This is a genomic window from Mesorhizobium monacense (assembly GCF_056781675.1).
The window spans coordinates 5351768-5374862 of the sequence record NZ_CM165567.1 but is presented as its reverse complement, the minus strand read 5'-3'; the positions used below and the strand labels follow the sequence as shown (position 1 = coordinate 5374862).

At 64.5% G+C, this 23095-nt stretch carries 19 protein-coding genes and 1 tRNA gene; 7 read left to right on the top strand and 13 right to left on the bottom strand.

Going from position 1 to position 23095, the window contains the following annotated elements; all coding sequences use genetic code 11:
• From gyrB to AC1RUK_RS25695, 3 genes are all read right to left on the bottom strand, one after another.
• Complete coding sequence (gene gyrB / locus AC1RUK_RS25705; RefSeq protein WP_481838407.1) at positions 1-2472, bottom strand: DNA topoisomerase (ATP-hydrolyzing) subunit B; 2472 nt, start codon at positions 2470-2472, stop codon at positions 1-3.
• A gap of 161 nt (positions 2473-2633) precedes the next feature.
• Positions 2634-5288, bottom strand: a complete 2655-nt coding sequence (locus AC1RUK_RS25700) for a caspase family protein (protein ID WP_481840131.1) — start codon at positions 5286-5288, stop codon at positions 2634-2636.
• 51 nt (positions 5289-5339) lie between these two features.
• The gene (locus AC1RUK_RS25695) at positions 5340-5909 is read right to left on the bottom strand and encodes an NADPH-dependent FMN reductase (protein ID WP_481838409.1); all 570 of its coding nucleotides are present in this window, start codon (positions 5907-5909) and stop codon (positions 5340-5342) included.
• A gap of 185 nt (positions 5910-6094) precedes the next feature.
• Between AC1RUK_RS25695 and AC1RUK_RS25690 the strand changes: the two genes are divergently transcribed.
• Positions 6095-7468 (top strand): cytochrome P450, encoded by a 1374-nt coding sequence (locus AC1RUK_RS25690; protein ID WP_481838410.1) that lies wholly within the window; start codon positions 6095-6097, stop codon positions 7466-7468.
• A gap of 23 nt (positions 7469-7491) precedes the next feature.
• Here AC1RUK_RS25690 and AC1RUK_RS25685 read toward each other — a convergent pair whose 3' ends face one another.
• From AC1RUK_RS25685 to AC1RUK_RS25655, 7 genes are all read right to left on the bottom strand, one after another.
• Positions 7492-8466, bottom strand: a complete 975-nt coding sequence (locus AC1RUK_RS25685; protein WP_481838411.1) for a complex I NDUFA9 subunit family protein — start codon at positions 8464-8466, stop codon at positions 7492-7494.
• Between the two features lie 186 nt (positions 8467-8652).
• On the bottom strand, positions 8653-9105 hold the full coding sequence (locus tag AC1RUK_RS25680; RefSeq protein WP_481838412.1) for a DoxX family protein: 453 nt from the start codon (positions 9103-9105) through the stop codon (positions 8653-8655).
• 386 nt (positions 9106-9491) lie between these two features.
• Positions 9492-10493, bottom strand: coding sequence for an Ldh family oxidoreductase (locus AC1RUK_RS25675; RefSeq protein WP_481838413.1), 1002 nt, complete (start codon positions 10491-10493; stop codon positions 9492-9494).
• 92 nt (positions 10494-10585) lie between these two features.
• Positions 10586-11395 carry an ABC transporter permease gene (locus AC1RUK_RS25670; protein WP_436170444.1) on the bottom strand — a complete coding sequence of 270 codons (810 nt, stop codon included), beginning with the start codon at positions 11393-11395 and terminating at the stop codon, positions 10586-10588.
• Complete coding sequence (locus AC1RUK_RS25665; RefSeq protein ID WP_481839391.1) at positions 11395-12060, bottom strand: ABC transporter permease; 666 nt, start codon at positions 12058-12060, stop codon at positions 11395-11397. The genes AC1RUK_RS25670 and AC1RUK_RS25665 overlap by 1 nt, the downstream gene beginning before the upstream one ends.
• 213 nt (positions 12061-12273) lie before the next feature.
• The gene (locus AC1RUK_RS25660; RefSeq protein ID WP_481838414.1) at positions 12274-13068 is read right to left on the bottom strand and encodes a transporter substrate-binding domain-containing protein; all 795 of its coding nucleotides are present in this window, start codon (positions 13066-13068) and stop codon (positions 12274-12276) included.
• A 56-nt stretch (positions 13069-13124) separates the two neighbouring features.
• Positions 13125-13937 carry an ABC transporter ATP-binding protein gene (locus AC1RUK_RS25655; RefSeq protein ID WP_481838415.1) on the bottom strand — a complete coding sequence of 271 codons (813 nt, stop codon included), beginning with the start codon at positions 13935-13937 and terminating at the stop codon, positions 13125-13127.
• Positions 13938-14158: 221 nt separating this feature from the next.
• Here AC1RUK_RS25655 and AC1RUK_RS25650 point away from each other — a divergent pair, with 221 nt between their 5' ends.
• From AC1RUK_RS25650 to AC1RUK_RS25640, 3 genes are all read left to right on the top strand, one after another.
• Positions 14159-15007: a dimethylarginine dimethylaminohydrolase family protein gene (locus AC1RUK_RS25650; RefSeq protein ID WP_481839392.1), complete on the top strand. Its 849-nt coding sequence runs from the start codon at positions 14159-14161 to the stop codon at positions 15005-15007.
• Entirely contained in the window at positions 15004-16584 is a 1581-nt protein-coding gene (locus AC1RUK_RS25645) for a 5-guanidino-2-oxopentanoate decarboxylase (RefSeq protein WP_481838416.1), read from the top strand. Before AC1RUK_RS25650 ends, AC1RUK_RS25645 begins: the two co-directional genes overlap by 4 nt.
• 177 nt (positions 16585-16761) lie before the next feature.
• Positions 16762-17469: an SDR family NAD(P)-dependent oxidoreductase gene (locus AC1RUK_RS25640; protein ID WP_481838417.1), complete on the top strand. Its 708-nt coding sequence runs from the start codon at positions 16762-16764 to the stop codon at positions 17467-17469.
• Between the two features lie 76 nt (positions 17470-17545).
• On the opposite strand, the gene rpsA is transcribed toward AC1RUK_RS25640, so the two are convergent.
• The 3 genes from rpsA to aroA form a co-directional block, all read right to left on the bottom strand.
• Complete coding sequence (gene rpsA / locus AC1RUK_RS25635) at positions 17546-19243, bottom strand: 30S ribosomal protein S1 (RefSeq protein ID WP_006204006.1); 1698 nt, start codon at positions 19241-19243, stop codon at positions 17546-17548.
• A gap of 206 nt (positions 19244-19449) precedes the next feature.
• The gene (cmk, locus tag AC1RUK_RS25630; protein WP_481839393.1) at positions 19450-20100 is read right to left on the bottom strand and encodes a (d)CMP kinase; all 651 of its coding nucleotides are present in this window, start codon (positions 20098-20100) and stop codon (positions 19450-19452) included.
• A 272-nt stretch (positions 20101-20372) separates the two neighbouring features.
• Positions 20373-21731: a 3-phosphoshikimate 1-carboxyvinyltransferase gene (aroA, locus tag AC1RUK_RS25625; RefSeq protein ID WP_481838418.1), complete on the bottom strand. Its 1359-nt coding sequence runs from the start codon at positions 21729-21731 to the stop codon at positions 20373-20375.
• A gap of 193 nt (positions 21732-21924) precedes the next feature.
• Between aroA and AC1RUK_RS25620 the strand changes: the two genes are divergently transcribed.
• The 3 genes from AC1RUK_RS25620 to AC1RUK_RS25610 all read left to right on the top strand — a co-directional run bounded on the left by AC1RUK_RS25620 (position 21925) and on the right by AC1RUK_RS25610 (position 23046).
• The gene (locus AC1RUK_RS25620) at positions 21925-22317 is read left to right on the top strand and encodes a TIGR02300 family protein (RefSeq protein WP_436170452.1); all 393 of its coding nucleotides are present in this window, start codon (positions 21925-21927) and stop codon (positions 22315-22317) included.
• Positions 22318-22490: 173 nt separating this feature from the next.
• Positions 22491-22566 (top strand) — tRNA-Ala (locus tag AC1RUK_RS25615).
• Positions 22567-22602: 36 nt separating this feature from the next.
• Complete coding sequence (locus tag AC1RUK_RS25610) at positions 22603-23046, top strand: hypothetical protein (protein WP_481838419.1); 444 nt, start codon at positions 22603-22605, stop codon at positions 23044-23046.
• The last annotated feature ends 49 nt before the right edge of the window (positions 23047-23095 follow it).

The window sequence follows — 23095 nt, the reverse complement described above, 5'->3', positions numbered from 1 at the left end:
TCAAATATCCAGATTGGCAACCGATAGCGCATTGTCCTGGATGAACTCGCGCCGGGGTTCCACCTCGTCGCCCATCAGCCGCGAGAACAGGCTGTCCGCGTCGGTGGCGTCATTGACCTTGACCTGCAGCAGCGAGCGCACATTCGGGTCGAGCGTGGTTTCCCAGAGCTGTTCGGCGTTCATCTCGCCAAGACCCTTGTAGCGCTGCATGGTCAGGCCCTTGCGGCCGGTCGCGAACACCGCGTTGAGCAGCGCCAGCGGTCCCGAAATGGTTTCGGAGACATCCTTGCGGCGCAGCACTGGCGGCGTGCCGTAGACTTCGGTCAGGCGCGGCGCATAGCGGTCGAGCTGGCGGGCGTCGGCCGAATTGATCAGCCCGAGATCGAGCTGCGCGAATTCCTTGACGCTGCGCACCGTGCGCTCGAACACATAGCCGCCGACGCCTTCGTTCGAGGTCGACATGCGGCCGGTCCAGCCGCGTTCGGTGTCCTCGGCGATGATGTCGAGGCGCTTGGCGACACGGTCGGCCATGGCGTTGGCGCGGCCAAGATCGGCAAGCACATCCGGGTTGAGCGCGCCGGCGATCGCCGCCTGCTCGACCACGGCCCGGTTGTAGCGCGTGTGCAGCCCGTTGATCAGCTGCCGCACCGCCAGCGCGTCGTCGATGGCGCTGCGCAGGTCTTGTCCCGCCCGCACCTCGCCGGAACCCAGCGAAAGCGACGCCTCCTCCAGTCCCGAACCGATCAGGAACTCCTCGAACGCACCTTCGTCCTTGATGTATTGCGAGCTCTTGCCGCGCGTCACTTTGTAGAGCGGCGGCTGGGCGATGTAGAGATGGCCGCGTTCGATCAGCTCCGGCATCTGCCGGAAGAAGAAGGTGAGCAGTAAGGTGCGGATGTGGGCACCGTCGACGTCGGCGTCGGTCATCAGGATGATCTTGTGGTAGCGCAATTTGTCGGCGTTGAACTCGTCCTTGCCGATCGAGGTGCCGAGCGCGGTGATCAGCGTGCCGATCATGTCGGAGCCGAGCATGCGGTCGAAACGTGCTCGCTCGACATTGAGGATCTTGCCGCGCAACGGAAGAATGGCCTGGTTCTGCCGCGAACGGCCGCCCTTGGCCGAGCCGCCGGCCGAGTCACCCTCGACGATGAAGATTTCAGACTTGGCCGGGTCGCGTTCCTGGCAGTCCGCCAGCTTGCCGGGCAGCGAGGTGACGCCGAGCGAACTCTTGCGGGTGATGTCGCGCGCCTTGCGCGCGGCTTCGCGCGCAGCAGCAGCCTGGATCACCTTCTCGATCACCACCTTGCCCTCGGTCGGGTGTTCCTCCAGCCAGGTTCCCAAAGCCTCGTTGACCAGCCCTTCCACGACCGGGCGAACCTCGGACGAGACCAGTTTGTCCTTGGTCTGCGAGGAGAATTTCGGGTCGGGAACCTTGACCGACAGCACCGCCGTCAGGCCCTCGCGGCAGTCGTCGCCGATCAGCGACACCTTCTCCTTCTTGGTCTGGCCGGAGGATTCGCCATAGCCGGTGATCTGGCGCGTCAGCGCGCCGCGGAAGCCGGCCAGATGCGTGCCGCCGTCGCGCTGCGGGATGTTGTTGGTGAAGGCCAGCACGTTCTCGTGGTAGCTGTCGTTCCACCACATCGCCACTTCGATGGTGATGCCGTCGCGTTCGGCCTTGATGGCGATCGGCTTGTCGATCAGTGGTTTCTTCACGCGGTCGAGATATTTGACGAACTCCTCGAGCCCGCCATCATAGTGCAGCTCGTGGCGCACGATGTCGGCATGGCGGGCATCGGTCAGCACGATGCGCACACCGGAATTCAGGAAAGCCAGCTCGCGCAGCCGGTGCTCCAGCGTGCCGTAGTCGAACTCGACCATTGTGAAAGTCTCGGCCGACGGGAAGAAGGTGATCTCGCTGCCGCTGCGTCCCTCATAGGTGCCGGCGGTCTTGTTCTGCTCGTAGCTGCCGGTCACTTTCAGCGGCGCATCGGCATCGCCATGGGTGAAGCTCATCTCGTAGATCTGGCCGTTGCGGCGGATCCTCAGGTTCAGCCAGGCCGACAGCGCGTTGACCACCGACACGCCGACGCCGTGCAGGCCGCCCGACACCTTGTAGGAATTCTGGTCGAATTTGCCGCCGGCATGCAGCTGCGTCATGATCACTTCGGCCGCCGAAATGCCTTCTCCGGTGTGGATATCGGTCGGAATGCCGCGGCCATTGTCGATGACGGTGACCGATCCGTCGGGATTAAGCGTCACCGTGACGAGGTCGGCATGGCCGGCCAGCGCCTCGTCGATGGCGTTGTCGACCACCTCGTAGACCATGTGATGCAGGCCCGAGCCGTCATCGGTGTCGCCGATATACATGCCCGGCCGCTTGCGGACAGCATCCAACCCCTTCAAAACCTTGATGGAATCGGCGCCGTACTCGGCTTCCGCGCCATTGGCGCTTTCAGTCTGATCGCTCATGAAAACCTGTCTGATTGATGGCGCTGGCCCGGTGCCGGAAATTGGCTCCGAATCGCGCCGTTTTGATGTCCTAGATATAGGCGCAAAAGGCGGTTTTTCCAAGGTTTGCGAGGATTTCCGGGGCGGAAGAGCCGGCTATCGACGACCGGCTTCAGTCAGGCCTATTTCACGCGGGCCAATCGATCCTTGAGAAACTTGATCATGAACTTGTAGCGTGGCGCCAGCCGGCCGCTGCGGTCGAGTTCCAGTGTGATGTCCAGCGCCTGCGAAAGAACCGCCTTCGGGTTCTTGGCGACCTGCGCATAATCGATCATCGCAACCACCAGATCGCGCTGCCAGGTGGCGTTGTCGGGGTCGGATCGGGCAAGCTGCTGGCGGATGTCCAGGCTGTCCTGGAACGCCTGCCGCGCGCCCTTGATGTCGCGCTGCTTGACCTTGAGCATGCCGATCTCCGACAGCGTTATCGACAGGTCGCGCTGCCAGTCAAGATTGGCCGGGTCGAGCTTCGCCAGCCTGTCGACGATGACGAAACTGTCGAGATACAGTTTGAGCGCGCCCTTGCGGTCGCCCTGGATGGCAAGCACGCCGGCGACCTTTTCGAGGCTGACCGAGAGGTCGCGCTGCCACTCCGTGTTTCCGGGGTCGCCGTCCGCGAGCTGACGGGCCTGCGCCAGCCCTTGTTGATAGGCCGCAAGGGCAGCCGGCCAATCCTCCTGATCCTTCAGCGCGTTGCCGATCTTGGTGTTGCCGACCGACAGGTCGCGCTTCAGCTCGGTGTTGTCGGGGTCAAGGCTCGCCAGCCGTTCGACAATTGCCAGGCCTTCGCGGTAGGCGGCAAGGGCGCCGACGGCGTCGCCGCGCTCGCGCTTGAGGTCGCCGATCGTGTCGTGGCTGACCGAGACGTCGCGCTGCCTTTGCGCGTCGTCAGGCGCCTTCGCGGCCAAGGCAAGGCGGATCTTCAGGCTTTCCTCAAAGGCCGCCTGCGCATTGTCCAGCTGTCCCGCGGCACGCGCAAGGCGGGCGATCTCGTCATAGGAGATGGTCAGGTCACGCTGCAGGCCGGCGCGCTCCGGCTCGTTGGCGGCGAGCACTTTCTTGATCGACAGGCTTTCCTGGTAGACTTGCGAGGCGCCGGCCAGATCGCCGTTCGGCACCAGCACGTCACCGATCTTGTCGTCGTTCATGGCCAGATCGCCGAACCATTCCAGGCGGCCCGGCTCGGCCGAAATCAGGTCGTGCAGCATCGCGCGCGCCGTCTGGTAGTTCTGCAAAGCGGCTGGCAGATCGCCTTGCGCCATCCTGATGTTGCCGAGCTTGGTGTGGCTGATGGCGAGATCGCGCCGCACGCCCGGATCGGCTTCCTGCCGCGATCTCTGCTCGAGATTGGCCCGCAGCGCCTCGAAGGCGCGGCCGGCGGCGGTGATGTTGCCAACGGTGGTGTAGAGTTTGCCCAGCTCATCCTGGGTGCGGATCTGGCGGTCGAAATCGTCGGGCTTGAGCGCCGACTGCCCGGCCTCGCCATAGAGTGCCAGCACCGCCTCATAGTCCTTGATGGCGGCGGCATAGCTGAGGTCGGCGCGGGCCGCGCCGCCCGAGAGGAAGCGCGTAGCGGCTTCGGACAGCGTGCGACTGGCGAAATTGGCCTTCAGCGCCTTGCGCGACACACTGTCGATGCCGGCGGCCTCGGCGAGTTTTGCCCGCGCGGCGTCGAAGGCGCCGAGCGAAAGCTGCTCTTGCGCCTGCTGGCGCAACGCGTTCACCTGCGGATCGCCAGGCGCGAGAACCTTCATTTCGCTGCGCACCTTGACGAAGGCGTCCGCCGCCTCGCGCAGCCTGGCGTCCAGGCTTTCAGCCGAAAGATGGCTCGCATCGGTGCTGATCAGTGCGCCGTAGAGCGGCGCCAGCGGCATGTCGGCGTCGCTGGCGATCCGTTCGACCTCGCCGCGCATCTCAGGTGTCACCTCGGCCATCGCCAGCAGCAGCCGTTCGCGCTCCGGCAACTGCTCCCTGGTGGATGCGGCAAAGAACAGCTGCGGCAGGCCGCTCTCGACATAGGGGAGCTGCTTGCCGCGCGTCAGGTCGTAGACCTCCTGCTGCACCAGCGTCAGCACTGAGCGGATTTCCAGCCCGTCGGTGCCGAGATATTTCGCCAGCGCTGCGGTGAAGGGCGAGTTCTGGCCAGAGCCGTCGGCGGCCGTCTCGCCGGGCGCGGCGGAAAAGGCAAACAGGGTATTTTCCGCCTTGCCGATACGGCCGAGACCGGGCCGCACCTTGTCAGAGACATTCTTGGCCAGTGATGTTGCGCCACGGCCTTCGCCGGCGCTTGCCGTGAACGGATCGCTGCGGCAGGCATCGAGCACGATCAGCCCGACCTTGGCCGTGGCGGCGACAGCATCGCGCACCTCTTCCAGCGGCAGGCTGGTCCTTTTCAGCGCATCGAGCGAAGAGGCGTCGGCATCGACCGGCAGCAGCCGGTTGTCCCCCGAGATTTCGACGCCATGGCCGGAGAAATACACCAGCGCCACGTCGGCGCCCTTGGCGTCCTCGCGAAAATCGTCGAGCGCGCGGCGCATGCGGCGCAGGTCCCGGTTGGTTTCGAGCACGACCGCGAAGCCGAGCTTCTTCAGCGCCGCCTCAATCGCCTCGCCGTCATTGACGGGATTTGCCAGCGGCCGGATCAGCCGGTAATCGTCATCGGCGACGACCAGCGCGACGCGCCGCTCCGCGATGGCGGCAGCGGCCGTCGACAAAATCAGCAATAGCGCAAACAGAAATCGCAAATCGAACCGCCCCGGCCCGGTCAATGGCCGGAGCATTTCATCTCTTTATGGCGTGAACAAGCCGCGTTGTTCGAGCGGCGGTCGGCCCTAGCCGGCGCGCAGCGGCTTCAGCGCCGCGCTCCAGCGGAACAGCTCATCCAGCATGATCTTTGCCTCACCAAGCACGTATTCGCTCGGCTGGAAAGCACGGTCCTTGTCGAGCAGCTTCCGGTAGGACTGCAGGGCCACGTCCTCCGGGATGGGCATCACACCGACCCCGGTCAGCAGCGGCTTGATCGCCTCGGCCGCACGCAGCCCGCCGGAGACGCCGCCATAGCTGAAAATGGCGGCCGGCTTGTAGCGCCATTCCTTGAGCAGATAGTCGATCGCGTTGACGATCGCCGGCGCCACGAAATGATTGTATTCAGGCGCAACGAAGACAAAGGCGTCGGCTGCGTCGATCGCCTTCGACCACGCCTTGGTGTGGTCCTTCTCATATTTGGCGAGCTTGGGATGGTGCGGTTCGTCCAGCAAAGGCAGGTCGAACGCGGCGATATCTGTCAGGACAGGCTCGAATTTCTCGTGCTCGCGCGCGAAGCCGTCCAGCCATTGGGCGAAGATCGGCCCGGCGCGGCCGGGTCGCGTGCTGCCGATGATGATGTTCAACCGATGTTTCAAGGCGTGCTCCTGCGGATAGCGGTATCTGTTGGTGGCTGCCCGTAGGGCATGCGGCAACTGGCAGCAAGAGGGCAGGGCTCGGGCGGCCGGTCAAAATCCGGAGAGCGGATGCCGGTGCCCTGCCGTTCGGCGGCATGGACGCCGGCTTTGCCGCTCACTACATTGGGGTATCAGCGGAGCATCCCATGGACACGCAGCCCGCCCCTTTCGTTCCGCCCGCGCCGAAGCCGCGCACGACGCCGCCTTCGACGCTGGAGATGATGCGCATCGTCTATCGCAATCCGCTCGAACTGTGGAGCGAGCACACCTACAACGAGCCCTGGATCTCGGTGAACGGCGTCGGCGGACCATTGGTCGTTGCCAACGATCCTGGCCTCATCCGCCACGTACTGGTCGACAACGCCAGGAACTACAAGATGGCGACGGTGCGCCAGATGATCCTGCGCCCGATCCTGCGCGACGGCCTGTTGACCGCCGAGGGCGAGGTGTGGAAGCGGTCGCGCAAGGCGATGGCGCCGGTGTTCACGCCGCGCCACATCTTCGGTTTTGCCCAGCCGATGCTGAAACGCACGCTGGACTTCGTCAGTCGCTACGAGGCCGGCGGCATCTCCGACATCGCCCATGACATGACGCTGCTCACCTACGATATCCTGGCCGAGACGTTGTTTTCCGGCGAGATATCGGGCGAGCCGGGCAGCTTCGCCAGGGAGATCGACCGGCTGTTCGAGACCATGGGCCGCGTCGATCCGCTCGACCTGCTGCGCGCGCCAGAATGGTTGCCGCGCCTGACACGCATCCGTGGTCGCAAGACCATGGCCTATTTCCGCAAGATCGTCACCGACACCGTCCGGATGCGCGAGGAGCAGCTGAAGCGCGATGCCGATACGGTGCCGCAGGATTTCCTCACCCTGCTGCTCAAGGCCGAGGGGCCGGACGGGCTGACGCGCGCCGAGGTCGAGGACAATATCATCACCTTCATCGGCGCCGGCCACGAGACCACGGCCCGCGCCCTGGGCTGGACGATTTATTGCCTGGCCGAGGCGCCCTGGGAGCGCGAAAAGGTCGAGCGCGAAATCGACACTGTGTTGGCGCGCGAGCCCGATGCGACGAAATGGCTCGATGCCATGCCTCTCACCCGCGCCGCCTTCGAGGAGGCGTTACGCCTCTATCCGCCCGCGCCGTCGATCAATCGCGAGCCGATCGAGCCGGAGACCTGGAACGAGCTCTACATTCCCAAGCGCGCCGCGGTGCTGGTGATGCCGTGGGTCGTGCATCGCCACAGAAAACTGTGGGACAGGCCGGACGCCTTCATGCCCGAACGCTTCCACCCGGGAAATCGTGAAAAAATCGACCGCTACCAGTATCTGCCGTTCGGCGCCGGCCCGCGCGTCTGCATCGGCGCCAGCTTCGCCATGCAGGAGGCGATCATCGCGCTGGCCATCATGCTGTCGCGCTTCCGCTTTGACACCACTCCTGAGACGAAGCCCTGGCCGGTGCAGAAGCTGACGACGCAGCCGCAAGGCGGCCTGCCGATGCAGGTCACGAGCCGCGTTTCATAGACGGCTGAGCGGGCCCTTGCCGCTTAGGCTGCCGACTTGCGCTGGAACTGGCCGGCGGCGCGGAAGCGCCAGAGGTAGCTGGGCAGGATCGTGCCAATCGACTGCGGCTGGATGCCGAGGCCGGCAAGCGTCCTGCTTTCCTTGGCGGCCGCGTCCGAGACGATGTTGTGCTCGCGCAGTTGCAGCACCTGGTCCTTGGTCAGCACCGGGTTGGGCAACAGCCCGAGAACCGACGCCTGCATGTTCGCCACCCACCACGGCACGGGCAGCAAAATCCGCTTGCGCTCGATCACGGTGAGCAGTTCTTCCATGCATTCCTTGAAGGTGAGCACCTGCGGCCCGCCGAGTTCGTAGATCCGGCCGCCTTCGACCTTGCCTTCGACCGAGCGCGCCACTGCCTCGGCGACATCGCCGACATAGACCGGCTGGAACTTGGTCAGCCCGCCGCCGAGCAACGGCAGCACCGGCGAATAGCGTGCCATGTTGGCGAAGCGGTTGAAGAAGGCGTCCTCCGGTCCGAAATTGATCGAGGGACGGAAGATGACAGCATCCGCGATCGTCTCCAGCACCGCCTTTTCGCCGAGTGCCTTGGTGCGGGCATAGTCCGATTTCGCGTTGAGATCCGCGCCCAGCGCCGAAATATGGGTGAGGCCGGCGCCGACCGCGCGCGCGGCTTCGGCGATGGCGCGGGTGCCGAACTCATGCACGGCGGAAAATTTCTGCCGGCCGCTCTCATGCAGGATGGCGACCAGGTTGATGACATGGTCGGCGCCCTGCACGGCACGGTCGACCGACCAGCGCACGCGCACATTGGCCTGCACCGGCTGGATCTGGCCGACATTGCCGAGCGGCTGCAGATGGCCGGCGAGATCGGGCCGGCGCACGGGCACCCTGATACGGTAGCCGCGCTTGGCCAGTGCCCGCACCACGTGGCGGCCGACAAAACCGGACCCGCCGAACACGACGACGAGCTTGGGGGTCTGCAGGATTTCGGTCATGGCTGGCTCCGGCGCTCGCAAGCTTGGCTGAAGCCGCTTCTTAATCCGTTTCGAGGCAAAGGCAAAGAGCGACCGGAGGTCGCTCGTGACCTTGTTTCAGAGCAATTCCAGGAAAAGTGTGAAGCGGTTTTCCCGGGAAAAGCGCATAGCGCTTTCCCTTGGGAATCGCATCTAAACAGACCCGCCTCAGAACGCCTTGCCGATGCGCGCGTCGACCGAATGGCGGTTGCCGCCACGGATGACGAAGAAGAGCAGGATCGTTGCCCACAAAAGCGACTTTTCGGCGCCGGAAAAACCTTGACCGACGGTGACCCAGTGGAACCACACAGTCACCAGAAGCACGAACATCCCGGCAAAGGCAACTGGGCGGGTAAGCAGGCCGATGGCGATGAAAATGCCGCCGAAGAATTCGGTGCAGGCGAGAAGCAGCGACCAGAACGCGCCGGGATAGAAGCCGAGGCCCTCGACCATCTCGGCGGCGCCGAACGGATCGGTGATCTTCTCCGAGCCATGGATGGTAAGGAAGATGCCGGCGACGGCCCGCAGCATGGTTTCCGCGGCATTGTTCAATGTGGCGTAGACGCCGCCAAGGGCGGGAACGAAAAGGTTGCTGCGAGTGCTGTCGGTGGTTGCGGACAAGGCGGTCTCCTCTGTGTTGCTGTCATCCGCAAACGCCCGATGGGGTCGGGCAGTGTCAAATAAACAAAAGTTGACCGTCGCTCACATGTTTTTCTTGACAGCAGACAAAAACGCAGAAAACCCCGCCGAAGCGGGGTTTTCCGGGTGACGTTCGTGTCGAAACCAGGGTCCAACGAGACGGCCTGACCTGAGACGGTATCAGCTTGGCGTGAGACGCCCGCCCCAGCCCTGGACGCATCCGACAGTAGACACCGACCGGGCAAGCCCGACCCGGTCAGGCATTGGTCGCCGCCACCCACTGGAAGGTTCAGCGACGGACGCAAAAAATCCACGCCTGCCCACAGCCTCGCGGGAGAGGTCAGCTATTTATTTGATGGATAAGGATTTCAGCCCGAATAGCGCTCGGCGAATTCGGAAATGCGCTGCACCACCGCCTTGGGCGCGTCTATGCCCCGTGCTTGCGCCTTCTCCGCCGCCTCGGCCCGGGCGCGTCCCGGCACGTGCACGCCGTAGCGCCGCCGCAGCCGGTCGAGCTGGTCTCTCATGCGCTGCTCGAAATCCGGATCGAGCAGCTTCGGCTCGATCGCAAGCACGAACAGGCCGGTTCCCGGGCTGTCCGGCCCGCCGGTGAACCAGGGGGCGTCGATTGACCAGTTGGCGCCGGACAGGCCGGCGGCCAGCACCTCGACCATCAGCGCGATGTTGGCGCCGCGCTGGCCGCCGAAGGCAAGCATGGCGCCTTTCATGGCCGCCGCCGCATCGGTGGTCGGGTTGCCGCTAGCATCGAGCGCCCAGCCTTCGGGGATCTTCCTGCCATCCTCGGCCGCCTTGCGGATGTTGACGAAGGCGGTGGCGCTCGACGACTGGTCGATGACTAAAGGCGATCCGTCGGCGGCGGGTGCGGCAAACGACATCGGGTTGGTGCAGTAGACCGGCTTGACCGAGCCGGAACCGGCAAGCACCGCGGGCCCGTTGGTGGCGGCGAAGGACACCAGCCCAAGCGCTGCCAGCCGGCCGGTGAAATAGCCGAGCGCGCCGCATGTATAGGCGTTTTTCTGCGAGAAGATCGAGACGCCGAACAGTTTTGCGGCCTTCGCAAGATCGTCGATCGTGCGGTCGAAACCGGTATGAGCGAGGCCGCCTCGCGCATCGGAAAGATAGACCGCGAGCGCCGGCCTGGTGATGACGGGGTCGGCATTGCCATCGATGCGGCCGGCTTCGATCGCTTCCAGATAGTCGATGAGATGCGTCAGCCCGACCGAGACGAGCCCTTCCGCCTCGGCCGCGACGATGGAGGCGGCGAGCGACTGCGCCGCTTCCTCATTGGCGCCGGCGCCGAGTGCCGCCATCCGGCACAATCCGGTTGCCTGGTCGAGACTGAGTTGCATGGCGATTGCCTTTAGTGAGTAGTGAGTGGGGATTAGTGAGTGGTGGGAGCGACTGCCTGCACACTACTCACTCCTGGCTACTCACCAAAATCCTAACCGACCTTGTTCGGGATCCGCGCTTCGATCCGGCTGAAGGCGAAGACGAGAATGCCGGTGATGGCCATATAGATCAACGCCAGCAGCAGCAAGGGTTCATAGGTGAGGTAGGTGTCCTGCCGCACCTTGGAGGAGACGGCGAAGATATCGATGACGCTGATCGTCGCCACCAGTGGCGTCGACTTCAATTGCAGCACGGTTTCGCCGGTCAGCGTCGGCAGCGCCCGGTAGATGGCCTGCGGCAGCCAGATGCGCCGGAATATCTTCCAGCGGCTCATGCCGAAGGCGCGGGCAGCCTCGAGCTGACCCTTCGGCACGCCGGCAAAGGCGCCGCGCATCACCTCGCCCTCATAGCCGGCGAAGGACAGTGTCAGCGCCAGGACGCCATAGGGCCAGGCCTGGCGGAGATAGGGCCACATCCAGGACTCGCGGATCCACGGATACTGGGGAAACAGCGAACCCAGCCCGTAGTAGAGCAGCCAGAGCTGGATCAGCAGCGGCGTTCCCCGGATGACGGTGCAGAAGGCCTTGGCGGGTGCGGAAAACCAGAATGGACCCGCCGCCTGCGCCAGCCCGAGCGGCACGGCGAGCATGAAGCCCAGGAAGCAGGTGACGGCCAGGATCCACAGCGACCGCCAGATGCCCAGCAATCCCATTTCGTAATATTGCGGCAGCCAGTCCCAGCGCATGAAGAAGGCGGCGCCGAGGACCAGCGCCAGCGCGATCAGGATCAGCACGATGCGATGCGGCTGCAGCCACAGCGATGTGCGCGCGGCTACGTTGATGACGGTCGCTTCGCCGGCCATCAACGTGCCTCCTTGACCGAAGGCATGCCGCGCCGCGACCAGGCCTCGATCCGGCCGAGGATCACGTTGGAAAACAGCGACAGCATAAGATACAGCGCGCCCGCCGCGACATAGAAGGTGAAATAGGCCTTGGTGACGCCCGCCGCCTGTCGTGTTGCCAGCGCGAGTTCGTAAAAGCCGACGACTGCCAGCAGCGCCGTGTCCTTGGTGGCGATCAGCCAGAGATTGGCAAGGCCAGGTATGGCGAAAGGCAGCATCGCCGGCAGCGTGATGCGCCTGAGAAGAAGGCCGGGTGACATGCCATAGGCGCGGGCAGCTTCAATTTGTCCTTGTGGAATGGCAAGGATCGCGCCGCGAATGACCTCGGTCGAATAGGCGCCCTGGACGAAGCCCAGCACCGCAATGCCGGCCGCAAGCCCGCTGATGTCGATGCGCTGATAGCCCATCGCCGTCAGCAGCTGGTTTATCAGGTCGGTGCCGGCATAATAGAGCAGCAGGATCAGCACAAGCTCCGGCACAGCGCGCACCACGGTCGTGTAGACTGCGAGGAGATCGCGCACCACCGGGCCGCCATACAGCTTGCCATAGGCGCCGCACGTACCGATCAGCAGGCCGAGGCACGTTGCGCCGACCGCGATCTCTATCGAATGAAGCAGACCGAGCAACAGGGTCCCGCCCCAGCCGGGCGGCACGGGCGAGAGAAGCTCGATGATGCCGGCCGCCGAGGCCGGAAGAAGTGCTTCGATCAGCTTCGCCCCCAAATGGCTGGCGCCGGCCGCGGGCTGCGCCCGTCAGCGGAAAGCATGCGTGGACAGATTTCGGCGAGGCTGCACGGCGCGCATTACGCGCCGTGCAGCCATTCGCTCGTGCGCGGGCCGTCAGTTCGACTGGCTGTCTTCGCCGTAGATGTCGAAATCGAAGTATTTCTTCGAAATCTCCTCATACTTGCCGTTGGCGCGGATGGCCTTGATGCCGGCGTTGATCTTGTCCTTCAGCTCGGTGTCTTCCTTGCGGATGCCGGCGCCGACGCCGGGACCCAGAACTTCTACGTCCGGAGCCACCATGCCCTTCAGGTCGCAGCACCCCTTGCCCTGATCGGACTTGAGGAATTCGCCGAGTGCGATCGAATCGGCCTGCACCGCATCGACACGGCCGGCTGCGAGGTCCTGGTTGGCCTCATCCTGGGTCTGGTATTCCTTGATTTCCGCCGCACCGGTGAAGTGCTTCTTGGCGTAGACGGCATGCACGGTCGACACCTGCACCCCGATGATCTTGCCCTTGAGGTCATCCGGCGTGGCGCCGAACTTCTGGTCCTTCGGCCCGATAATGGCGGTCGGCGTGTTGTAATACTTGTCGGAGAAGTCGATCGTCTTCTTGCGCTCGTCGGTGATCGACATCGAGGCGGCGATGACGTCGATCTTCTTGGTCGTCAGCGCCGGAATGATGCCGTCCCAGCCGACCGGGGTGATGACGCAGTCGAGTTTCTCTTCGGCGCAGACGGCGTCGATGAAATCGACCTCCCAGCCGACCCACTTGCCGGAGGCGTCCGGTGAGGCGAAGGGCGGATAGGGTTCGGCGGCGACGCCGATCTTGACCGGATCGGCCTTGGCCACGCCCATGGCGGCGACGCCGAGCAGCAACGCTGCGGCGAATGTCTTCAGAACAGTCTTCATGTCAGAACTCCCAGTTTGTTGTTGGTTCCCGGTTCTTCGCCCGCTTTCGGCCTGATCTAGCCGATGTTGCGGATGAATTGTTTGAGCCTTTCGGATTTGGGCGCGCCGAAGATCTGCTTCGGCGGTCCTTCTTCCTCGACCAGCCCGTTGTAGAGATAGACGACATGCGTCGCGACCTCGCGGGCAAACTTCATCTCATGGGTGACCAGCACCATGGTGCGCCCTTCGCGCGCCAGGTCGCCGATCACCTTCAGCACCTCGCCGACCAGTTCGGGATCGAGTGCCGAGGTCGGTTCGTCGAACAGCATGACGCGCGGGTTGATCGCCAGCGCGCGAGCGATCGCCGCGCGCTGCTGCTGGCCCCCCGACAGATAGGCTGGATAGACGTCGCGCTTTTCGGCGAGGCCGACGCGGGCAAGCAGCTTTTCGGCCTGGGCAATCGCCTCGTCGCGCTTGACGCCAAGCACGTGCACCGGAACTTCGATGACGTTCTCGATCAGCGTCATATGGCTCCACAGGTTGAAGTTCTGGAACACCATGCCGAGCTTGGAGCGGATGCGTTCGATCTGCTTGCGGTCTGCGGGAACGGTGTGGCCGTGGCTGTCGGCCTTCAGCTTGATCTCCTCGCCATTGACGCGGATGATGCCGCTGGTCGGATTTTCCAGGCAGTTGATGCAGCGCAAAAGCGTCGACTTGCCGGAGCCTGAGCCGCCGATGATGGCAATGACCTCGCCGTCGCGCGCCGACAGCGAGACGCCTTTTAGCACATGCAATTCGCCGAATTTCTTGTGCAGGTTCTCGACATGGATGGCTTCGGCGGCGCCGTCCTGCGCCGTATGTTTCAGTGCGGGAGCCGTAGCCAACGCCATTACGCTTTCAGTGCTCCGCGGAGCCGCCGGAGCCATCGCTGCTGAAATCTTTTACCCATTACCCGTCGCAAAACAGAAGTTCCCTTTCGCAAGATGGACCGTTCCGCTTGCATCCGTCAACCATGGTTTTTGGACCATTGATCACAGCCTGTTGTGGTGGTTAGTGGCGAAACGGACGTTTCAGGGAGAAGTTGGTGGGCAAAACATTCGGGTCGCAGTCCATGGCCGGGCAGCTTGAACGCGTGCTGATGCGCTCCGCCGCCGGCGCCATGCGCCATGCCAGGGCATCGGAGTGGCATTATGGCCCCGGTTTCGATCCGCAAAAGGCCGCCGCCCAGCACGAGGCGCTGACCAGGCTGGTTTCGGCCTCCGGCGCCGAGATCGAATGGCTGACCGACGCCGATGACGGGCTTGCCGATTCCGTCTTCACCCACGACCCCTCGCTGATGACCGACCATGGCGCCATCATCCTCGCCATGGGCAAGGCACTGCGCGTTGGCGAACCGGCTTTGCACGAAGCTGCCTACAGTCGCATGGGCATTCCCGTTCTTGGTCGCATCGAAAGCCCCGGCCAGGTCGAGGGCGGCGACTGTGTCTGGGTGGACAGAACCACGCTGGCCGTGGGCCGCGGCGTGCGCACCAACCAGGATGGCATCCAGCAGCTTGCGAACCTGCTTTCGCCGAAGGGCATCCAAGTCTACAGCTTCGACCTGCCGCTCTGGCACGGCGAGGAAGCCTGCCTGCACCTGATGTCGGTGATCAGTCCGCTGGCCGACGATCTGGCGCTGGTCTACGCGCCGCTTCTTCCGGCTGCCTTCTACCAGATGCTGCGCGGCCGCGGCATTCGCCTGGTCGAGGGCGACGCCGACGAGTTCTTCGCCTCCAACGGGCTCAGCCTCAACGTGTTGCCGACCGCCCCGCGCCAGGTGATCGCGGTCGCTGGTTTTCCGAAGACCGCCGCCGCCATGCAGGCCGCCGGCTGCACGGTCTCAACCTTCGAGGCGGATGCGCTGTGTATCGCCTGCGAGGGCGGCCCGACCTGCCTCACGCGTCCGGTGCTCAGACAATGACCACGATCGGCGAAGCGCTCATCACCTTGCTCGAGGCCCATGGCGTCGATACCGTCTTCGGCATTCCGGGCGTCCATACGGTCGAGCTCTATCGCGGCCTGGCGCGTTCGAATATCCGCCATGTGACGCCGCGCCACGAGCAGGGTGCCGGCTTCATGGCCGACGGCTATGCGCGCGCCAGCGGCCGCCCGGGCGTCGCCTTCGTCATCACCGGGCCGGGGCTGACCAACACCATCACCGCCATGGGCCAGGCGCGCGCCGATTCGGTGCCGATGCTGGTGATTTCCGGCGTCAACGCCATGCCGACACTCGGCAAGGGTCTCGGCCATCTGCACGAACTGCCCGACCAGCGCGGCATGATGGAGAAGGTGGCGCTGTTCTCGCATCGTGTCACCGAGGCCGGCGAATTGCCCGGCGTGCTCGCCCGCGCCTTCGCGCTGTTCTCGTCCTCGCGTCCGGGCCCGGTCCATATCGAGATCCCGACCGACGTCATGGTCAAGCCGGGCGACGGCATCGAAGCCTTGCTGAGCAATGCCGCGCCGCCGGTTCCCGACGCGGCGGCGATAGAGGAGGCAGCCAGGCTTTGCGCGGACGCCCGCCGCCCGCTGATCCTTGCCGGCGGTGGCGCCAGGCGGGCCGAGGCGCCGTTGCGGCGGCTGGCCGAAAGGCTCGGCGCGCCGGTCGTCGAGACCGCCAATGCGCGCGGCCTGCTGCACCGCCATCCGCTGTGCGTGCCGGCAGGCCCCTGCCTGAAGGCAGTGCGGGCGCTGATGGCGGAGGCCGACCTGGTCATTGCCGCCGGCACCGAATTCGGTCCGACCGAGTATGACGGTTATAGCGATGGCGGTTTCGTCCTGCCGGCCAATCTGATCCGCATCGACATCGGCGCCGACCAGCTCGCGCGCCGCCCGGCCACCGTCGCCATCCAGGCTGACTGCGCCGAGGCGATCGAGGCCTTGCTGGCTCGGCTTGGCGACAGGCCGCCTGCTTCGGCCGACGGCCCGGCCCGCGCCGCCGCAACCCGGCAGGCCGCATTTGCAGAACTTGGCCCGGCCATGCAGGCGCAGATGCGCGCGGTCGAAGTGATCCGCGATGCACTGCCCGGATCAATCATCGTCGGCGACTCGACGCAGCCGATCTACGCCGCCAACCTTTACTACGACCATGACCGGCCGGGTGGCTGGTTCAATGCCGCCACCGGCTTCGGCGCGCTGGGCTTTGGCCCGCCGGCGGCCATCGGTGCCGCGCTTGCCGTGCCCGAGGCGCCGGTCGTCTGCCTCACCGGCGATGGCGGCTTCCAGTTCACCTTGCCGGAGCTGGGCGCCGCCCTCGATGCGGATGCGCCGGTCATCTTCGTCGTCTGGAACAATCGCGGCTATCGCGAGATCGAGACTTCGATGCTGAACGTCGGCGTCGAACCGGTCGGTGTGTCGCCGGCGCCGCCGGATTTCTGCAAGCTGGCCGAGGCCTATGGCATTGCCGCCGAGCGGCTTGCCGGCGTTGGCGGGCTGGCGGATGCGCTCAAGCGCGCACGCGCGAGCGGACTTCCCTACGTCATCGAAATAACCGTCGACTGAGTTTGGCCGGGCAGAGCGCTTCATGCGTTAGCCTGGCGAGGCTTGCGTCTGGCCGGCGGCCCGAGCGATGCAAAGACGCGACCCAGCCATGTCGATATTTCAGTTGAGTGATCGAGCGAAAGGCGCGACTTTCGCCGGCGGCGTGGCCCAAGCATAAGAACACTGGAGCAGTCGAATATGACGGAAACACTGGACGGCAGGCATATCGTGGTGACCGGCGGCACCGGGGCGCTGGGCGGCGCGGTTGTCGGCAAGCTCTTGGAGCAGGGCGCGGTCTGCCATGTGCCCAATGCCCATGCCGCCGCACCTTCGCATTTTCCTTTCACCACGCATGACCGCGTCAGGCTGGCGCACAATGTCGACCTGTCGGACTCCGCCAAGGTCGAGGCGTTCTACCACCAGCTTCCGGAACTCTGGGGTTCAATCCATCTGGCGGGCGGCTTCACGATGGCGCCGGTGGAGAAGATCGAATCGGCGTCCTTCGCCGAGATGATGGACACCAACGCCCGCACCACGTTCCTGTGCTGTCGCGCCGCTGTCCGCTCGATGCTGGCGTCAAGCACGGCGGGCCGCATCGTCAACGTCACGGCGCGCGCCGGGCTCGAGCCCAGGCGCGGCTCCGGCATGGTCGCCTATGCCGCCAGCAAGGCGGCAGTCGCCGCGATGACGCTGGCGATGGCCGAGGAATTGAAAGGCAAGGGCATACTGGTCAATGCCGTGGCGCCCTCGACGCTCGACACGCCGGCAAACCGGGCCGACATGCCGGACGCCGATTTCAGCAAATGGGTCAGCCTCGAAGCGGTGGCCGAAGCCATCGCCTATCTCGCCTCGCCGGCCAATTTGGCAATGAGCGGCGCGCTGGTGCCGCTTTACGGCCGGGCCTGATCCCTCGGCATATCCCAAAGAAAAACCCCGCCGGATCGCTCCGGCGGGGTTTTGGTTTCAGTCGGTGCGAAAGCGCTTAGCTGCCCTGCTTCTTCAGCGCAGCACCCAGGATGTCGCCCAGCGATGCGCCGGAGTCGGTCGAGCCGTACTGAGCGACCGCTTCCTTCTCTTCGGCGATTTCCAGCGCCTTGATCGAGACCTGCAGCTTGCGGGTCTTCTTGTCGAAGGCGATGACGCGGGCGTCGACCTTCTGGCCGACGGTGAAGCGCTCGGGGCGCTGTTCGTCGCGGTCACGGCTCAGATCGGAGCGCTTGATGAAGGTCTCGATGCCGCTGTCGACCAGCCGCACTTCCAGACCGCCATCCTTGACGCCGATAACCTCGCAGGTGACGACGGCGTTCTTGCGCAGTTCGCCCGAAGTCGCCGCTTCGCCGACCGTATCCTTGGCCAGCTGCTTGATGCCGAGCGAGATGCGCTCCTTCTCGATGTCGACGTCGAGCACCTGCGCCTTGACCATGTCGCCGCGATTGTACTCTTCGATAACCTGCTCGCCCGGACGGGTCCAGTCGAGGTCGGAGAGGTGCACCATGCCGTCCACGTCGCCTTCCAGGCCGATGAACAGGCCGAACTCGGTCTTGTTCTTGACCTCGCCCTCGACCTGGCTGCCGACCGGATGGGTGCGCGCGAAGGCTTCCCAAGGGTTTTCCAGCGTCTGCTTGAGGCCGAGCGAAATGCGGCGCTTGGCCGGATCGACCTCGAGCACCACCACGTCGACTTCCTGGGTCGTCGACAGGATCTTGCCGGGGTGCACGTTCTTCTTCGTCCACGACATTTCCGAAACGTGGATGAGGCCTTCGATGCCCGGCTCCAGCTCGACGAACGCGCCGTAGTCGGTGATGTTGGTGACGGTGCCCTTGATCTTCTTGCCGATCGGGAACTTGGTGCCGATCTCGGACCACGGATCGCTCTCGAGCTGCTTCATGCCGAGCGAGATGCGGTGGGTTTCCTGGTTGATGCGGATGATCTGCACCTTGACCGTCTGGCCGATGTTGAGGATTTCGGTCGGATGGTTGACGCGGCGCCATGCCATGTCGGTGACATGCAGCAGGCCGTCGATGCCGCCGAGGTCGACGAACGCACCGTAGTCGGTGATGTTCTTGACCACGCCTTCGACAACCTGGCCCTCTTCGAGGTTCTGCACGATTTCCGAACGCTGTTCGGCGCGGCTCTCTTCGAGCACGGTGCGGCGCGACACCACGATGTTGCCCCGGCGGCGATCCATCTTGAGGATCTCGAAGGGCTGCGGGTTGTGCATCAGCGGGGAAACGTCGCGGATCGGACGGATATCGACCTGGCTGCGCGGCAGGAAGGCCACGGCGCCGTCGAGGTCGACGGTGAAGCCGCCCTTGACCTGGTTGAAGATGACGCCTTCGACGCGCTCACCCTTGGTGAACTTCTCTTCGAGACGCACCCAGCTCTCTTCGCGACGAGCCTTCTCACGCGACAGCATCGCTTCGCCAAGCGCGTTCTCGATGCGCTCGACATAGACTTCGACGGTGTCACCAACCTTGAGGGTGGTGTCCTTGCCCTTGACGCCGAATTCCTTCAGCGGCACGCGGCCTTCGACCTTGAGGCCGACGTCGATGATGGCCATGTCCTTTTCGATCGCGGTGATCGTGCCCTTGACGACCTGGCCTTCGCCGGAATGGCCGGCGGTAAAAGATTCTTCGAGCAGGCTCGCGAAATCATCGCGAGTGGGATTTGCAGCTGACATATTTTCTCCTGGAATGCCCCGCATCTCAAGCGGGACGGGCGCCGTGGGTTAGCGTTGCGTTGGCCTGCCGGCGTTCCGGGCTACAAAAGCCCTGGGCCGCTTTAAGCGGCAATTCCGGCGCATGAAGAATGCAGGCAGGCTGGTTCGTGCCTGATATGGGTATTTTCTTCGCCGCCGGCAATCGGCAGCGTGAGGAAAAACCTGGATCAGGCCTTGTTTCTCTTGGCCAGCACGTCGTCGATGATCGCCATGGCTGCAAGAAACGCGGCTTCTATAGCCATTTCGCTGGTATCAAGCAAGTGCGCGTCGGTCGCCGGCTTCAGCGGCGAGTCGGCGCGGCCCATGTCGCGCTCGTCGCGACGCATGATGTCGGCGAGGATCTCGTTGAAATTGGCGCTGCCGCCGATGCTTTCGATCTCGGCCAGCCGCCGCCGCGCCCGCACCTCGGCGCTGGCGGTGACATAGAGCTTGATGTCGGCGTCGGGGCACACCACGGTGCCGATGTCGCGCCCGTCGAGCACCGCACCCGGCGGCGTTTTAGCGAAGTCGCGCTGCTTCTCGACAAGGATGCGCCGCACGGTCGGATACACCGCCACCTTCGAGGCCGCCTCGCCGACCGCATGCGCCGACAGCACGGCCCGGTCGAGCTTGGCCAGGTCGACCTGGCGCGCCGCGGTCTCGGCCGCAGAAACATTCTCCAGCGGCAGGCCGAGTTGAAGCAATGCATGCGCCACCGCGCGATAGGTGAGGCCGGTGTCGAGCAGGTTGAGCCGGTAATGGTCGGCGAGCCGCCGGGCGAGCGTGCCTTTGCCGGCGCCTGCCGGGCCGTCGATGGCGATGGTGAAGGTTGGGGTCATTGGTAGGTCAACGCCCTTGTTCGCTTGGCAACTCGCGCCTTCGTCATCCCAGGGCGCAGCGAACGCGCAGCGGAGCGAAGACCCTGGGATCCATGCCGTGACATCAGCCGAAGACTGTTGCGGACCAGAATCCTGCACCGTTGCGGCGCTCCGATGCAACGGCATGGATCCTGGGGTCTGCGCCGCGTCGCTTCGCTCCTTGCTCCGCCCCAGGATGACGAAGGGAGAGATGTCAGGCGCCAATTTCCCAGGGTTGCCATTGCCATCGACCGCTATCCGATCTCCGCTCCAAGACCCTTCATCAATCCCATGAACTCAGGAAAACTCGTCGCGATCATCGCCTGATCGTCGATGGTCACCGGCTTCTCCGTCGCTAGCCCCATCACCAGAAAACTCATGGCGATGCGGTGGTCGAGATGGGTCTGGACGATGGTGCCCTGGCCATTGGGGTGCTGGCCCAGTCCCTTGCCGCCGGGCCTGCCGCGCACGGCCAGCGTCGCTTCGCCTTCGGTGCAGTCGACGCCGTTGAGCTTCAACCCGTTGGCCACCGCCGAGAGCCGGTCGGATTCCTTGACGCGCAATTCTTCAAGCCCCTGCATCAGCGTCTCGCCTTCGGCGAAGCTCGCCGCCACCGCCAGCACCGGGTACTCGTCGATCATCGACGGTCCCCGCTCGGGCGGCACGGTGACGCCCTTCAGCTCGGAGGAGCGCACGCGCAAATCGGCGACATCTTCGCCGCCGGCATTGCGCGGGTTGAGGATGTCGATCCGTCCGCCCATTTCCTGCAAGGTCAGCAGCAGCCCGGTGCGGGTAGGGTTCATCAGCACGTTTTCGATGACAATGTCGGAACCCAGCACGATCAATGCCGCCACCAGCGGGAAGCCAGCCGAGGACGGATCGCCAGGCACGGCGATGGTCTGCCCCGTAAGCTTGCCCTGGCCTTCGATGAAGATATGGCGCACGCCGCGCTCGTCGGTCTCGACCGACAAATTGGCGCCGAACCCCTTCAGCATCTTTTCGGTGTGGTCGCGCGTCATCACCGGCTCGATCACGGTGGTGATGCCGGGCGTGTTCAACCCGGCGAGCAGCACCGCCGACTTCACCTGCGCCGACGCCATCGGCACGCGGTAAGTGATGGGGGCGGCCTGCTTGGGCCCGCGCAGCGTGATCGGCATGCGGTCGCCGGGCGTTGCCTTCAGCACCTGTACGCCCATCTGGCGCAAGGGTTCGAGCACGCGGCCCATCGGCCGGCCGGACAGCGAAGCATCGCCGATGAAGGTGGTTTCCATGTCATAGGTGCCGACCAGGCCCATGGTGAGGCGCGAGCCGGTGCCGGCATTGCCGAAATCGAGCGGCCCTTCCGGCTGCAGCAAAGCCCCGTTGCCGGTGCCGCGGATCACCCACTCGTCGCCATGCTTCTCGATATGCGCGCCCATCGCCTTCATGGCGGCACCCGTGCGCATCACGTCCTCGCCCTCCAGCAAGCCGGTGATGCGGGTCTCGCCGGAGGCCAGGCCGCCGAACATGAAGGAGCGATGCGAGATCGACTTGTCGCCGGGCACGCGCGCGGCGCCGGAAAGAGCTGGGGATTTGCGGGCCGTGGCCGGTTTCGGGGCGGCAGCGTGAGACATGGTTTTCCCTGGATGGAATGCCGGCGGACCGGCCATTTTCTTTTGTTGCGGCGGTCTCGTATCACGGCGGACGGAAATGGTCATCCCCTTGTGCCGGGCCCTCGACGGCCGGCTTTTGCAACGCCGGCTTTTGGCTTTGACAGCGCCGTAAACAGTGGTTAAGGGGACCAACCTTTTATCTACGAGGCTTGCCGTGGCAAAACCCGAACTTGGCACCAAACGCATAGACCCGGAAACGGGTCGCAAATTCTATGACTTGAACAAGGACCCGATCGTCTCGCCCTATACCGGCAAGAGCTATCCGCGTTCCTATTTCGACGAAGGCAAGATCACCGCGATCGAGGAGGACGAGGAAGTCGCGGAGAAGGAAGTCGACGCCGAGGAGGAAGAGGGCGCCGAGGTCGTCTCGCTCGAAGAGGCTGACGACGAGGCGAAGGGCGGCGACGATCTTCCCGATCTCGGTGACGACGAAGACGATGTGGACCTCGGCGACGAGGAGGACGACACCTTCCTCGCCGACGAAGAGGAAGAAGACGACGATGTTGCCGACATGATCGGTGTTGGCGACGACGACGACGAAGTCTGATCGGCCGCGGGCGCAAGCGCCCGCAGGCTTTCTTGGGTTGTGACGAAAAAGCGGCTCTGGAAGGCTTGATATTGACGGAAGGCGGGGTTAGAAGCCGCCTGCACTAGCGGCGCGGACTTCACAACCCGCGTCGATCTCTTCGCCGGAAACGGCGCCGGCTGACTGCCGGGAGTGGGGCCATAGCTCAGTTGGGAGAGCGCTTGAATGGCATTCAAGAGGTCGTCGGTTCGATTCCGATTGGCTCCACCAAACAGTCCTCTTCCGACGCTTGGTTTGGCGGCATTCATGCTCGCCGCCTGCCAGTCGGCTCCTGAAACACCGCCTGCTCCCCAGCCCGCTCTTCCCGCTGTTGCGGCGCCTGCTCCAGAGGGTTCGGCGGTTCTGGATCCCTCCGTTGCCGTCATTCCGCCCGCCAAGGGCGTTCCGCCCAAATACGCCGCCTTTTCCGGCATATGGGCCGGGCGGCTGGATGGGCTGTATGAAGGCAAGCTGGCCGTGCTGACGATTTCTCCGCGCGGGCAGGTGACGGTCACCTATGCGTGGGGCGATCTGGCCGACAACAGGCCGGGAGTGGCCGACGGCGCCGGGAAGATTGTCGGGAGCACATTGAAGCTCGGGCGCCTTCCTAATGGCGCGGATGCCAGCTTTGCGATGCAGCCGGACGGAACGCTGGCCGCCACCTATACGCTTGCCGGGCAGACCTACACGGGCGCGTTCGCCAGGCAATAGTCGAGGCAGACAAACGCCGTTCTCGGAACCTTGACAGTCTGTGTCATGG

Coding starts and splice junctions, on each gene's coding strand:
- gyrB (WP_481838407.1), bottom strand. CDS start 2,472: ATGAGCGATCAGACTGAAAGCGCCAATGGCGCGGAAGCCGAGTACGGC.
- AC1RUK_RS25700 (WP_481840131.1), bottom strand. CDS start 5,288: ATGCTCCGGCCATTGACCGGGCCGGGGCGGTTCGATTTGCGATTTCTG.
- AC1RUK_RS25690 (WP_481838410.1), top strand. CDS start 6,095: ATGGACACGCAGCCCGCCCCTTTCGTTCCGCCCGCGCCGAAGCCGCGC.
- AC1RUK_RS25685 (WP_481838411.1), bottom strand. CDS start 8,466: ATGACCGAAATCCTGCAGACCCCCAAGCTCGTCGTCGTGTTCGGCGGG.
- AC1RUK_RS25675 (WP_481838413.1), bottom strand. CDS start 10,493: ATGCAACTCAGTCTCGACCAGGCAACCGGATTGTGCCGGATGGCGGCA.
- AC1RUK_RS25670 (WP_436170444.1), bottom strand. CDS start 11,395: ATGGCCGGCGAAGCGACCGTCATCAACGTAGCCGCGCGCACATCGCTG.
- AC1RUK_RS25660 (WP_481838414.1), bottom strand. CDS start 13,068: ATGAAGACTGTTCTGAAGACATTCGCCGCAGCGTTGCTGCTCGGCGTC.
- AC1RUK_RS25655 (WP_481838415.1), bottom strand. CDS start 13,937: ATGGCGTTGGCTACGGCTCCCGCACTGAAACATACGGCGCAGGACGGC.
- AC1RUK_RS25650 (WP_481839392.1), top strand. CDS start 14,159: ATGGCCGGGCAGCTTGAACGCGTGCTGATGCGCTCCGCCGCCGGCGCC.
- AC1RUK_RS25645 (WP_481838416.1), top strand. CDS start 15,004: ATGACCACGATCGGCGAAGCGCTCATCACCTTGCTCGAGGCCCATGGC.
- AC1RUK_RS25640 (WP_481838417.1), top strand. CDS start 16,762: ATGACGGAAACACTGGACGGCAGGCATATCGTGGTGACCGGCGGCACC.
- rpsA (WP_006204006.1), bottom strand. CDS start 19,243: ATGTCAGCTGCAAATCCCACTCGCGATGATTTCGCGAGCCTGCTCGAA.
- cmk (WP_481839393.1), bottom strand. CDS start 20,100: ATGACCCCAACCTTCACCATCGCCATCGACGGCCCGGCAGGCGCCGGC.
- aroA (WP_481838418.1), bottom strand. CDS start 21,731: ATGTCTCACGCTGCCGCCCCGAAACCGGCCACGGCCCGCAAATCCCCA.
- AC1RUK_RS25610 (WP_481838419.1), top strand. CDS start 22,603: ATGCTCGCCGCCTGCCAGTCGGCTCCTGAAACACCGCCTGCTCCCCAG.